Origin of the sequence: Klebsiella sp. K47, from assembly GCF_051858335.1 — a bacterium.
In the GTDB taxonomy this organism is placed as follows: Bacteria; Pseudomonadota; Gammaproteobacteria; order Enterobacterales; family Enterobacteriaceae; genus Klebsiella; species Klebsiella pneumoniae.
This window is the reverse complement of the sequence record NZ_JBPYUI010000025.1, coordinates 73,302-86,347: the sequence shown is the minus strand read 5'-3', so window position 1 is coordinate 86,347 and position 13,046 is coordinate 73,302. Positions and strand designations below refer to the sequence as shown.

At 57.1% G+C, this 13,046-nt stretch carries 13 protein-coding genes; 3 read left to right on the top strand and 10 right to left on the bottom strand.

The window, feature by feature from the left end; genetic code table 11:
- Positions 1 to 99: 99 nt before the first annotated feature.
- From hemG to pepQ, 4 genes are read right to left on the bottom strand one after another with little or no spacing between them, the layout of a single operon-like run.
- The gene (gene hemG, locus RRF55_RS21465) at positions 100 to 633 is read right to left on the bottom strand and encodes a menaquinone-dependent protoporphyrinogen IX dehydrogenase (protein WP_002883453.1); all 534 of its coding nucleotides are present in this window, start codon (positions 631 to 633) and stop codon (positions 100 to 102) included.
- An 11-nt stretch (positions 634 to 644) separates the two neighbouring features.
- Positions 645 to 2,096, bottom strand: coding sequence for a Trk system potassium transporter TrkH (trkH, locus tag RRF55_RS21460; RefSeq protein WP_002883450.1), 1,452 nt, complete (start codon positions 2,094 to 2,096; stop codon positions 645 to 647).
- A 38-nt stretch (positions 2,097 to 2,134) separates the two neighbouring features.
- Positions 2,135 to 2,749: an IMPACT family protein gene (locus RRF55_RS21455; RefSeq protein ID WP_002883449.1), complete on the bottom strand. Its 615-nt coding sequence runs from the start codon at positions 2,747 to 2,749 to the stop codon at positions 2,135 to 2,137.
- Positions 2,749 to 4,080, bottom strand: a complete 1,332-nt coding sequence (pepQ, locus tag RRF55_RS21450) for a Xaa-Pro dipeptidase (RefSeq protein ID WP_004152060.1) — start codon at positions 4,078 to 4,080, stop codon at positions 2,749 to 2,751. Before pepQ ends, RRF55_RS21455 begins: the two co-directional genes overlap by 1 nt.
- A 191-nt stretch (positions 4,081 to 4,271) precedes the next feature.
- On the opposite strand from pepQ, the gene fadB reads away from it, so the two are divergent.
- Positions 4,272 to 6,461 (top strand): fatty acid oxidation complex subunit alpha FadB, encoded by a 2,190-nt coding sequence (gene fadB, locus RRF55_RS21445; RefSeq protein WP_004213300.1) that lies wholly within the window; start codon positions 4,272 to 4,274, stop codon positions 6,459 to 6,461.
- 9 nt (positions 6,462 to 6,470) lie between these two features.
- Positions 6,471 to 7,634 (top strand): acetyl-CoA C-acyltransferase FadA, encoded by a 1,164-nt coding sequence (fadA, locus tag RRF55_RS21440; RefSeq protein WP_004150456.1) that lies wholly within the window; start codon positions 6,471 to 6,473, stop codon positions 7,632 to 7,634.
- 106 nt (positions 7,635 to 7,740) lie between these two features.
- Here fadA and fre read toward each other — a convergent pair whose 3' ends face one another.
- Together fre and ubiD are read right to left on the bottom strand one after the other, a co-directional pair.
- Complete coding sequence (gene fre / locus RRF55_RS21435) at positions 7,741 to 8,442, bottom strand: NAD(P)H-flavin reductase (protein ID WP_002883448.1); 702 nt, start codon at positions 8,440 to 8,442, stop codon at positions 7,741 to 7,743.
- Between the two features lie 49 nt (positions 8,443 to 8,491).
- On the bottom strand, positions 8,492 to 9,967 hold the full coding sequence (gene ubiD / locus RRF55_RS21430) for a 4-hydroxy-3-polyprenylbenzoate decarboxylase (protein ID WP_004146456.1): 1,476 nt from the start codon (positions 9,965 to 9,967) through the stop codon (positions 8,492 to 8,494).
- A 178-nt stretch (positions 9,968 to 10,145) separates the two neighbouring features.
- Here ubiD and rfaH point away from each other — a divergent pair, with 178 nt between their 5' ends.
- Positions 10,146 to 10,634, top strand: a complete 489-nt coding sequence (gene rfaH / locus RRF55_RS21425) for a transcription/translation regulatory transformer protein RfaH (protein ID WP_002883430.1) — start codon at positions 10,146 to 10,148, stop codon at positions 10,632 to 10,634.
- Here rfaH and tatD read toward each other — a convergent pair.
- The 4 genes from tatD to tatA are packed head-to-tail and all read right to left on the bottom strand — an operon-like array spanning position 10,631 to position 13,040.
- On the bottom strand, positions 10,631 to 11,434 hold the full coding sequence (tatD, locus tag RRF55_RS21420) for a 3'-5' ssDNA/RNA exonuclease TatD (protein ID WP_015959233.1): 804 nt from the start codon (positions 11,432 to 11,434) through the stop codon (positions 10,631 to 10,633). The two genes, rfaH and tatD, sit on opposite strands and share 4 nt — an antisense overlap.
- A gap of 32 nt (positions 11,435 to 11,466) precedes the next feature.
- Entirely contained in the window at positions 11,467 to 12,246 is a 780-nt protein-coding gene (gene tatC / locus RRF55_RS21415; RefSeq protein ID WP_002883427.1) for a Sec-independent protein translocase subunit TatC, read from the bottom strand.
- 2 nt (positions 12,247 to 12,248) lie between these two features.
- Entirely contained in the window at positions 12,249 to 12,785 is a 537-nt protein-coding gene (gene tatB / locus RRF55_RS21410; protein WP_040089689.1) for a Sec-independent protein translocase protein TatB, read from the bottom strand.
- A gap of 3 nt (positions 12,786 to 12,788) precedes the next feature.
- A complete protein-coding gene (gene tatA / locus RRF55_RS21405) occupies positions 12,789 to 13,040 on the bottom strand; it encodes a Sec-independent protein translocase subunit TatA (RefSeq protein WP_002883425.1) in 252 nt (83 codons plus the stop codon).
- Positions 13,041 to 13,046: the final 6 nt, after the last annotated feature.

The window sequence follows — 13,046 nt, the reverse complement described above, 5'->3', positions numbered from 1 at the left end:
GTGGAGGCGCATTATAGGGAGTAATTCTGAGGTGACAAGGGGAAATGCAAAAAAACTTTTCGTTCGCTCGATTTTCCATCACAACGCGAGTTTTACGCGCTATTTGCGCGCCATTTGTGCGATTTCCCGAGCAAACCGGGATACCTGTTGCCAGTCGGTATAGACCACTTCTTTGCGGGTATCCGTTTCACCCCCGGTCATTTTCATAATCAGGCGGATCATAAACCGATCGTACCAGCTGTAGCGCGGGTAGCGCAGCGCGCCGGCAAATACCGCGCAGCTCTGCGGCTGCCACGGCGAGTTCAGCAGAAACTTACGCGTATAGCTGTTGGTCTGCGGCGTGCGCTTCTCGGGTTTACGCGCCACCAGGTTAACCGAAAAGAATGCCCCCGGCAGCGCCTGCAATGCTGCCAGATGCTTTTTCACAAAGCGGTCCACCGCCGGATGAAAGTGCCCGTAGCGAATCGACGCGCCAATGACCACCCGATCGTAGTGATGCCATTCGACGACATCGGTACGGTTCAGATTCAGGGTGTCCGCATCGATGCCCAGCTCTTTAAGCTCAGAGGCGAGAAACGAAGCGATTTCACGGGTCTGCCCGTCGCGGGTGGAGAAGAGAATTAAAGTTTTCACGAGCACTCCTGTTATTCGCGCCAGAAAGTGGGGGTAAAGAGCACCAGTAAGGTGAACACTTCCAGACGACCAAACAGCATATTAGCAATCAGGATCCATTTCGCGACCGGGTTCATGGTGGCAAAGTTATCCGCGACGACGCCGAGCCCAGGCCCGAGGTTGTTCAATGTCGCCACCACGGAGGCGAAAGCAGAGAAGTCATCCACCCCGGTGGCGATAATCGCCAGCATACTAATGATAAAGACCAGCGCATAGGCGGAGAAGAATCCCCATACCGCTTCCAGAATACGTTCCGGCAGCGCGCGGTTACCTAATTTAATGCTATACACCGCATTCGGGTGCACCAGCCGCTTCAGCTCACGGTTGCCCTGCTTGAACAGCAACAGGATACGGATCACTTTTAATCCACCGCCCGTGGAGCCAGCGCAGCCGCCGATAAATGCGGAGCACAGCAACAGCACCGGAAGGAACAGCGGCCAGCGTGCAATGCTATCGGTGGTGAACCCCGCGGTGGTCGCCATCGACACCACCTGGAAAAACGCCTGGTTCAGCGTCGTCAACACCGAGCCGTACACGTTATGAAGCCATAGCACCAGCGTACAGACGATGACCAGCGTCAACTGGACGCCAATGAACATCCTAAATTCGGGGTCGCGCCAGTACACCTTCAGGCTGCGTCCGCTCAACAACGAAAAATGCAGACCGTAATTACAGCCGGAGATCAGCAGGAAGATGGCAATGATGGAGTTGATCATCGGGCTGTTGAAATAGCCGACGCTGGCATCGTGAGTCGAGAAACCGCCGATGGCGATGGTGGCGAAACTGTGCCCGATCGCATCGAACGCCGGCATACCGGCAAACCAGAGCGCCAATGCGCAGGCGATCGTGAGTAACACATAGATGAGCCACAATGTCTTCGCCGTCTCGGCAATACGCGGACGCATCTTGTTATCCTTCAGCGGGCCGGGCATTTCCGCGCGGTAGAGCTGCATCCCCCCGACGCCGAGGATAGGCAGAATCGCTACCGCCAGCACAATGATCCCCATGCCGCCGAACCACTGCAGCATCTGGCGATAAAAGAGGATAGCGTGCGGAAGCGAGTCCAGCCCCACCAGAGTGGTCGCCCCGGTCGTCGTCAGGCCGGAAAATGACTCGAAGAAGGCATCCGTCACCGTCAGGTTCGGCTGTTCGGAGAAGATAAAGGGCAAGGCCCCCACGCTCCCCAGCACGGTCCAGAACAGCACCACGATCAGAAACCCTTCGCGAGATTTCAGTTCGCCTTTTTGCTTACGGTTCGGCCACCACAGCATGGAGCCGATCGCCAGAGCGACAAAGAAGGTTTGAGTGAAGGCCCGTCCCGCGCCATCGCGATATATCAGGGCCACTAATCCCGGGACGATCATCGTCCCCGAAAACAAGATGACCAGCAGTCCAACGATTCGGGTTATGGCGCGAAAATGCATCTCTGGCGCTTCCTTTGATAGGCAAAAAACAGAGGGGATTATTCGTTAATCTTCAGTAATTGCAATGAACCACGACTAAAATCAGCCAGTCTTGCTGAAAAAGCCGCCACTTCGGCCTGGGGAAGCGCCACGCGCAGCCGAACTGACGCCAGATATTCGCTTTCAACGACGTTTCCGGAGAATTGGGCGAGCAGCGCTTCGACGCCGGCCAGTTGCCCATACTCACACTGCAAAGTATATGCCGTTAACGGCGTCTTGCGCAGCGTCGTCAGCTGCGCCAGCGCCTGATGCACCCCGCCGCCATAGGCCTTAACCAGACCACCGGTGCCCAGCAGGATACCACCGTAGTAACGCACGACGACAGCGGTTATCTCGCCGACGCCGCTTCCCATCAGCTGCGCCAGCATCGGTTTACCCGCCGTTCCCGCCGGTTCGCCATCGTCTGAAAACCCCAGCTGTTGCGAATCATCAGGCGGCCCCGCGACCCACGCCACGCAGTGGTGGCGGGCATCAGGGTGATCCGCTCTGACGGACTCGACAAAAGCTTTTGCCGCTGCCACGCCGTCGGTATGCGCCAACAGCGTGATAAAACGGCTTTTTTTAATCTCCTCAACGACGGTAACCGGCGCCGCCGGGATTAACCAGCTCTCCATCAGGCCAGCTTCAGATCGCGCGTCATATTTTCGATACTGTTTTCGTGAATCACCACGTTATCTTCGATACGGATCCCACCGAACGGCTTCATGGCGTCAATTTTTTGCCAGTTAAAGTGCTTGCTGAACGGGCCTTCACGCCACGGCGCCAGTAACGACTCGATGAAGTAGATGCCGGGTTCAATGGTCAGCACCATACGCGGCTCGATAATACGGGTGCAACGCAGGTACGGATATTTCGACGGCGCCGCCAGATGCGTACCGGTATCGTCCTGCATAAAGCCCGCAACATCATGCACCTGCAGACCCAGCGGATGGCCAATCCCGTGCGGCATAAACGGCCCGGTCAGGTCATTCTCCACCATCGCCTCTTCGCTCATGTCGGTAACCAACTGGTGTTTACGCAACAGCTTCGCGATACGCTGATGGAACTGGATATGGTAATCAATGTAACTGGTACCGGCCTTCATGGTACTAATCAGCGCCTGCTGCTCATCGTTAACGTCTTTGATCAGATGGGCAAAGTCGTTATCGCCGTGCGCCGCCCAGGTGCGCGTCAGATCTGCGGCATAGCCGTTATATTCCGCACCGGCGTCGAGCAGGAAACTGCGCATCTCCGCCGGGGCACGATGGTCCAGTTTGGTGTAGTGCAGGACGGAGGCATGCTCATTCAGCGCGACAATATTGCTGTAAGGCACGTCAGTATCACGATGGCCGGTGGCGGTGAGATAGGCCTGGTTGATATCGAATTCGCTCATCCCCGACTGGAAAGCTTCGTAGGCCGCACGATGACCATTCACCGCCGACTTCTGCGCTTCACGCATGCAGGCCAGCTCGTAATCGGTTTTGTAAGCCCGGTAGTAATGCAGGTAGTCGATAACCCCTTTCGGGTTGATCTTATCCGCGGCGATACCCAGGCCCAGCGCGCGCTCAGGCACCGGGCCGATATAGCCAATATTACCGCGAGCGGCAGGCAGCTGGCTGCCGATGCCATCGGCCTTCGGTAGCGCGATCACGTCTATCTCTTCGGTCCAGAAAGAGGTCGGCAACGGCTCAACGTTATGCCAGTAATCTACCGGCAGATAGAACCACAGCTTCGGTTTATTCACACCGTCCACCAGCAGCCAGCAGTTAGGCACCTGAGTCACAGGCACCCAGGCTTTGAACTGCGGATTGACCTTGAACGGGTACGGATGGTCATCAAGGAAGACGTTAACCAGCTCGCCGGAGTGAATCAGCAGAGCATCCATTTGAAAACGGGCCAGGACGTCGCGGGTACGTTCTTGTAGGGTAACAATATGATTTTTATAGAGCGCGGCCAGGGATTCCATCTTTTATCCTTTGCTTTTATGGGATCGTGATACACCGCATCTTAGCACATCGACCTGCGTGCGGGTGATTTCCGCCGGATGTGATCCGACCAGCAATTATTTAAAGACTAATTTGCAATTCTTTAACATAAATTCCACACTCCGTTTCATCTGGTATGACCAGATCATATTGCTGGATTCAGGAGACTGACATGCTCTACAAAGGCGACACCCTGTACCTCGACTGGCTGGAAGATGGCATCGCCGAACTGGTGTTCGATGCCCCAGGTTCGGTCAACAAGCTTGATACCGCAACCGTAGCCAGCCTTGGTCATGCGCTGGACGTACTGGAAAAACAAAGCGATCTCAAAGGTCTGCTGCTGCGCTCTGAAAAAGCGGCATTTATCGTAGGCGCGGATATCACCGAATTCCTCTCGCTGTTCCTGGTCCCTGAGGAGCAGTTAAGCCAGTGGCTGCATTTTGCTAACAGCGTCTTCAATCGTCTGGAAGATCTCCCCGTCCCCACTATCTCTGCCGTCAATGGCTATGCGCTGGGCGGCGGTTGCGAATGTGTGCTGGCGACCGATTACCGCCTGGCGACGCCGGACCTGCGCATTGGGCTGCCGGAAACCAAGCTCGGCATTATGCCGGGCTTCGGCGGTTCCGTGCGTCTGCCGCGCCTGCTCGGCGCCGATAGCGCGCTGGAAATTATTGCCGCCGGGAAAGACGTCGGCGCCGATCAAGCACTGAAAATCGGCCTGGTGGATGGCGTGGTCGCTGCGGAAAAACTACGCGACGGCGCGCTGGCGATCCTACGTCAGGCCATGAATGGCGACCTGGACTGGAAAGCGAAACGTCAGCCGAAGCTGGAGCCGCTGAAGCTCAGCAAAATTGAAGCCGCCATGAGCTTCACGATTGCCAAAGGCATGGTCGCGCAAACCGCCGGGAAGCATTACCCGGCGCCGATCACCGCGGTCAAAACCATTGAAGCCGCCGCGCGTCTTGGTCGTGAAGAAGCCCTGGTGCTGGAAAATAAAAGCTTTGTCCCGCTGGCCCATACCAATGAGGCCCGCGCGCTGGTTGGTATCTTCCTGAACGACCAGTACGTCAAAGCGAAAGCGAAAAAGCTGACCAAAGATGTCGAGACGCCGAAGCATGCTGCCGTCCTGGGCGCTGGCATTATGGGCGGCGGTATCGCTTACCAGTCGGCCTGGAAGGGCGTGCCGGTGGTGATGAAAGACATCAGCGACAAATCGCTGACCCTGGGTATGACCGAAGCGGCGAAGCTGCTGAATAAACAGCTGGAACGCGGCAAAATCGACGGTCTGAAGCTGGCCGGAGTGATTAGCACCATTCAGCCAACCCTGGAATACAGCGGTTTTGACCGCGTGGACGTCGTCGTTGAAGCGGTGGTGGAAAACCCGAAAGTGAAGAAAGCCGTACTAGCGGAAACCGAGACAAAAGTGCGCCCGGATACCGTGCTGGCGTCCAACACCTCAACGATCCCCATCAGCGAGCTGGCCAGCGTTCTGCAGCGCCCGGAAAACTTCTGCGGTATGCACTTCTTTAACCCGGTGCATCGCATGCCGCTGGTTGAAGTGATCCGCGGCGAAAAAACCTCGGATAATACCATTGCCAAAGTGGTGGCCTGGGCCAGCAAAATGGGCAAAACGCCGATTGTGGTGAATGATTGTCCCGGCTTCTTCGTCAACCGGGTACTGTTCCCCTACTTCGCCGGCTTCAGCCAGCTGCTGCGCGACGGAGCGGACTTCCGCAAAGTCGACAAAGTGATGGAGAAACAGTTTGGCTGGCCGATGGGCCCGGCTTATCTGCTGGACGTGGTCGGCATCGATACCGCGCACCATGCTCAGGCGGTCATGGCGGCGGGCTTCCCGCAGCGGATGCAGAAAGATTATCGCGACGCCATCGACGCCCTGTTTGACGCCAACCGTTTCGGCCAGAAGAACGGCCTCGGCTTCTGGCGCTATAAAGACGACAGCAAAGGTAAGCCGAAGAAAGAAGAAGATGCTGCCGTCGACAGCCTGCTGGCCGACGTCAGCCAGTCGAAGCGCGATTTCAGCGATGAAGAGATTATCGCCCGCATGATGATCCCCATGGTTAACGAAGTCGTCCGCTGCCTGGAAGAAGGCATTATCGCCAGCCCGGCGGAAGCGGATATGGCGCTGGTATACGGCCTGGGCTTCCCTCCGTTCCACGGCGGCGCATTCCGCTGGCTGGACACCATCGGCAGCGCGAAGTATCTCGATATGGCGCAGCAATACCAGCACCTTGGCCCGCTGTATGAAGTGCCAGCCGGTCTGCGTGACAAAGCGCGCCATAACGAAGCGTATTATCCCCAGGTAGAGCCAGCCCGTCCGGTTGGCGCTCTGAAAACGGCTTAAGGAGTCACAATGGAACAGGTTGTCATTGTCGATGCAATTCGCACCCCGATGGGCCGTTCGAAGGGCGGCGCATTTCGCCACGTGCGCGCGGAAGACCTCTCCGCGCACCTGATGCGTAGCCTGCTGTCGCGCAATCCGTCGCTTGAGGCAAGCGCGATAGACGATATCTACTGGGGTTGCGTGCAGCAAACCCTCGAGCAGGGTTTTAACATCGCCCGTAACGCGGCGCTGCTGGCGGAGATCCCGCATTCGGTACCAGCAAATACGGTCAACCGTCTGTGCGGTTCTTCCATGCAGGCGCTGCACGATGCGGCCCGTATGATCATGACCGGCGATGCCAGCGTCTGCCTGATTGGCGGCGTCGAGCACATGGGCCATGTGCCAATGAGCCACGGCGTCGATTTCCATCCGGGCCTCAGCCGCAACGTGGCAAAGGCGGCAGGGATGATGGGGCTGACTGCGGAGATGCTGGCGCGTCTGCACGGTATTAGCCGCGAGATGCAGGATCAGTTCGCCGCGCGCTCTCACGCTCGTGCCTGGGCCGCAACCCAGTCCGGCGCATTCAAAGCGGAGATTATCCCCACCGGCGGCCACGATGCCGATGGCGTACTCAAGTCCTTTAACTATGACGAGGTGATCCGCCCGGAAACCACCGTCGAGACGCTGTCCACGCTTAAACCGGCGTTTGACCCGGTGACCGGTACGGTAACGGCGGGTACCTCTTCCGCCCTTTCCGATGGCGCAGCGGCGATGCTGCTGATGAGCGAAAGCCGCGCTCGCGAGCTGGGGCTGAAGCCGCGCGCTCGCGTCCGTTCAATGGCGGTGGTCGGCTGCGACCCGTCCATTATGGGTTATGGCCCGGTTCCGGCCTCAAAGCTGGCGCTGAAAAAAGCGGGCTTATCCACCAGCGATATCGACGTTTTTGAAATGAATGAAGCATTTGCCGCGCAGATCCTACCGTGTATTAAAGATCTGGGCTTAATGGAGCAGATCGATGAGAAGATCAACCTCAACGGCGGGGCGATCGCGCTCGGTCATCCGCTGGGCTGTTCCGGGGCGCGTATTAGCACCACGCTGATCAACCAGATGGAGCGCAAAGACGCTCAGTTCGGCCTCGCCACCATGTGTATCGGCCTGGGACAAGGGATCGCTACCGTGTTTGAGCGGGTTTAAGCGAAAGGGTATCTCAACGCCATTGCCACCAGAACCTGGCGGCTATGGCGAAGAGAGCAGGTTTAGTTGCCGTTCTTCCCGCCTGTCAGGGGCGGGTTTTTTATTTTCAGATAAACGCAAACGCATCGCCAAACAGGCGATCTTCACGCGCGCCGCGCTCATTACAGAACAGGTCGCGAGCGATCTTCGCCATCTCAAAACGACCGGCAATGTAGATGTCATGCTCGGCCAGCGTACCGTAATCCTGCAGCACGGCGGTGAGTACCGTACCGGAGCGACCACGCCACCCTTCTTCCGGCTGTTCGACCACCGGCTCGATGCGCAGATTCGGATGCTTGATGCTTAACGCTTCCAGCTCGGCCAGATCGTACAGATGCTTAGCCTCGCGGCCGCCCCAATAAATGGCGATATCGCGATCCGGGTTACGCGCCAGCGCGCTTAACAGAATAGAACGCACATAAGAGAATCCGGTACCGCCGGCGATCAGAATCAGCGGGCGATCTTCGTCATCGCGCAGCCACGCTTCGCCATGCGGAATATCAACTTCAATTTCACGCTCTTTCAGAATGCGATCCATGACCGCCATCGCGTACAGATTGAGCTCCGAGGCGCCGATATGCAGCTCGATAAATTCCTGTTCCGCCGGCGTGGAAGCCATGGAGAACGGGCGCTTGTCGCGCTCATCCATTACCACCATCAGATACTGGCCGGCACGGAAGGAAAATGCCGCTTCCGGCACTAATCGAACACGATATACGGTATCGGTAATCGCCTCCACCGAGGTCACTTTACAGCTTAAGGTTGTCATGCGTCCCCTCTGTCGGGTCAATAGAGCAAAACAGCGGCGTTAGCCCCGCTTACTGTTGTTTAAAGATGGCCAGTTCATCCCAGATGGCGTCAATACGCGCCGTAACGGCAGGATCTTTTTTGATTGGGCGACCCCATTCACGCTGGGTTTCGCCAGGCCATTTATTGGTGGCATCCAGCCCCATTTTTGAACCCAGGCCGGAAACCGGCGAGGCAAAATCCAGATAATCAATTGGCGTATTCTCTACCAGTACCGTATCACGAGCCGGGTCCATACGGGTAGTGATCGCCCAAATCACATCGTTCCAGTCGCGTGCGTTGACGTCGTCATCGCAGACAATCACGAACTTGGTGTACATAAACTGGCGCAGGAACGACCAGACGCCCATCATTACGCGCTTGGCATGTCCCGCGTACTGTTTTTTCATGGTCACCACCGCCAGGCGATAGGAGCACCCTTCCGGCGGCAGATAGAAATCAACGATTTCCGGGAACTGCTTTTGCAGGATCGGCACAAAGACTTCATTCAGCGCCACGCCCAGCACCGCTGGCTCATCGGGCGGTCGGCCGGTATAGGTAGAATGATAAATCGCGTCTTCACGCTGGGTAATATGGGTTACCGTAAATACCGGGAAGCTGTCCACTTCATTGTAGTAACCGGTGTGATCGCCATACGGGCCTTCCGGCGCCATTTCACCGGCCTCAATGTAGCCTTCAAGCACAATTTCCGCGCTGGCCGGCACTTCAAGGTCATTGGAAACGCACTTAACCACTTCGGTCTTGGTGCCGCGCAGCAGGCCTGCGAAAGCATATTCCGACAGGGTATCGGGCACCGGCGTCACCGCGCCAAGAATGGTTGCCGGATCGGCGCCAAGCGCCACGGAAACCGGGAAGCGTTCGCCCGGACGCGCCGCGCACCACTCCTGGAAATCCAGCGCGCCGCCGCGATGAGACAGCCAGCGCATAATCAGTTTGTTTTTGCCGATCAGCTGCTGGCGATAAATCCCCAGGTTCTGCCGCTCTTTGTGCGGCCCGCGGGTTACCGTCAACCCCCAGGTGATCAGCGGCGCGGCATCTTCCGGCCAGCAGGTCATAATCGGGATTTTATTCAGATCGACATCATCGCCCTGGATGATTTTTTGCTGACAGGGGGCGCCGCGCAGGCGTTTGGTCGGCATATTCAGCACTTGCTTGAACTGCGGCAGCTTATCAAACAGGTCGCGGAAGCCTTTTGGCGGCTCAGGTTCTTTCAGAAAGGCCAACAGTTTACCCACCTCGCGCAGCGAACTGACATCCTCCTGCCCCATCCCCAACGCCACGCGACGCGGCGTGCCGAACAGATTGCACAGCACCGGCATGGTATAGCCTTTCGGATTCTCAAACAGCAGCGCCGGGCCGCCGGCGCGCAGAGTCCGGTCGGCAATTTCGGTGATTTCCAGGTGAGGATCGACCGGCAGAGTGATACGTTTTAGTTCGCCCTGTTGTTCCAGGAGTGTCAGAAAGTCGCGAAGATCGTGATATTTCATGGAAGTGTTATTGACCTCTCTACAGGCGGCTAATTATACGGTGTTCGACGGCGCGATGCTGTAATTTTGTTAAATTAGCGTGAAAGAACGCTGAAATTTGGATTTCAATTATAATGGCTTTCGCGATTACACCAGCCATTTGTTATGCTTGCCGTTATTAGAAGTGGAATGAGTCATTATGCAAGCCTGGTACTTACTGTATTGCAAACGTGGGCAGCTACAACGAGCCCAGGAACATCTGGAACGTCAGTCAGTTAACTGCCTGATGCCGACGATTGCGCTGGAAAAAATCATTCGCGGTAAACGCACCATGGTCAGCGAACCGTTGTTCCCGAACTACCTGTTTATTGAGTTCGATCCAGAGGTGATTCATACCACCACCATCAGCGCCACTCGCGGGGTTAACAACTTCGTGCGCTTTGGCGCCCTACCCGCTATCGTCCCCTCGGCGGTCATCCATCAGCTTTCTATCTACAAACCGGAAGGGATTACCGACCCGGAAACGCCGCATGAGGGCGATAGCGTGCTAATCACCGACGGCGCGTTTGAAGGCCTGGAGGCGATCTTCACCGAGCCCGACGGCGAAGCGCGCTCTATGTTGCTGTTAAACCTGCTGAATAAGCAAGTCCTGCAGAGCGTTAAAAATACCGACTTCCAGAAAATCTAAACGCCGTTAATGTCGACGCCAAACAGCGCCCTGACGTTTGCGTCCGTTTGCGCCTCCAGCCATTGCGCCTCCTCGCCACGCCAGGCCGCGACGCTGGCCAGGATATGCGGCAAATACGCGGGCTCGTTACGCCGCGAGGCCGGTTTCGGCTTGAGGTCGCGCGGCAGCAGATAAGGCGCATCGGTCTCCAGCAGCAGACGTTCCGCCGGGATCGCCGGCAGCAGCTCGCGCAGCTCCAGTCCCCGCCGCTCATCGCATACCCAACCGGTAATACCGATAAACAGGCCCAGATCCAGGCATTCCTGCACCTCGCTGCGGCTGCCGGTAAAGCAGTGCAGCACCGCGCCCGGGAGCTTCTCAAGCCAGGGTTTAAGCAGCGTCAGAAACCGATCGTGGGCGTCGCGGCAGTGCAAAAACACCGGCATCGACAGCTCAGCGGCCAGCGCCAACTGGGCGCTGAACGCTACCTCCTGCTCGTGCGGCGTGGAAAAATTCCGGTTAAAATCCAGACCGCACTCGCCTATCGCCACCACCTGCGGCTCGCCGGCGAGGGTATAAATCGCCTCGGCGACCGCTGGCGTCCAGCTGCTACCGTCATGGGGATGAACCCCCGCCGTGGACCAGCAGCCGGAATAGCGGCTCGCCAGTTTCTGCGCCTGCTGGCTCTCCGCCAAATTTGTGCCGGTCAGCAGCATGCCGTTAACCCCCGCCGCCAGGGCGCGCGCCACTACCTCATCATGATCGCGGGAAAACTGCGAACTGGTCAGATTAACGCCGATATCAAACATGATCGCTCCCATACGCCAACCGCCCTGACGGGCGGTTGGCGGTATTACTCTTCTCTGTGCTCTGCGGCTTCAGCTTCGGCCGCGGCGTCGTCATCGCGCGTCAGGCGCTTCCCGGTGTAGAAGCGGGCAAAGAACACCCCGACTTCAAACAGACAGTACATCGGAATGGCCAGCAGCGTCTGCGAGAATACGTCCGGCGGCGTCAGCAGCATGCCCACCACGAAGGCACCCACCAGCACATACGGCCTTTTTTTACGCAAGTCTTCCGGCGTGGTAACGCCCATCCAGCAGAGCAACACAATGGCGACCGGCACCTCAAAGGAGACCCCGAATGCCATAAACAGCGCCATCACGAAGTCGAGATAGCTGCGAATATCGGTCGAGACCAGCACCCCTTCCGGCGCCGCATGGGTCAGGAAGCCGAACGCCAGCGGAAACACGACAAAATAGGCGAAAGCCATGCCGATATAGAACAGCAGGGTACTGGATACCAGTAAAGGCACCACCAGCCGGCGTTCGTGCTTATACAACGCCGGCGCGACGAAGGCCCATACCTGGTAAAGAATAATCGGCACCGACAGGATCACCGACACCATGAAGGTCAACTTTATCGGCGTAAAGAAAGGTGAAGCGACATCGGTGGCGATCATCGTCGCGCCCACAGGCATCTTACTGATAAGCGGGGCCGAGACCAGCTGGTAGATATCATTGGCGAAATAGACCAGCGCCAGGAAGATCACCAGAATAGCAATGATGCTGTTGAGCAGACGCTTGCGCAGCTCAATCAGATGCGAAATTAGCGGTTGTGTATCGTCTACGCCCATGTTTACGGTTTATCACTCGATGCGGGGGAAGAATGGGGAACTGCCGCCGTAGCGGACGTTTTCTCTGCCTGAAGGTCAGCCGGTGAAGCAGATTGCTCGTTGGCAACGGGATCTGGCGCATGAGCCGGAGCGCTGGCCTGATGTTCTGCCGTCGCCGGCGTGACGTCCTGGCGCTGCGCTTCGCTGCCTTTGACCACCGGATTAAGGATGGTATTGGCTTCGTCGCTGGCTTTTTCGGGATCGTGGGCGCTATAGGAGCGCTTCATCGACTCCGCGGCCTCGCGCAGTTCATCCATCGAGGCTTTCAGCTCCGGCGTCAGGTTATTCAGGCTAGCCTTTTCCACCTTCTTCAGGCTCTCCTGGAACTCCTGCAGTTTTAGCTCCTGGGCCAGCTCATTTTGTACCGTGGTCGCCAGCGAGCGTAACGTACGGATCCAGCCAACTACCGTTTTAACCGCTACGGGAAGCCGCTGTGGCCCCAGAACAATGAGGCCAATCACAAACACCAGCAGTAGTTCACTAAAACCAATATCGAACACGAGTTACACCTGCTCTTTGTCGTGGCGTTTTGTCTCGTCTTTTTTTGCATCATCCTGTTTATCGGCGATGGTTTTCGCCGTGAAATCTGCGTCTGGCGCCGACTTTTCGGGTTTATCATCATCACTCATGGCTTTTTTAAAGCCTTTGATAGATGCCCCTAAGTCAGACCCCAGCGAGCTCAGCTTCTTCGTCCCAAAAAGCAGAACTACGATGACGACAACAATTAATAACTGCCAAATACTGATACCACCCATACACGT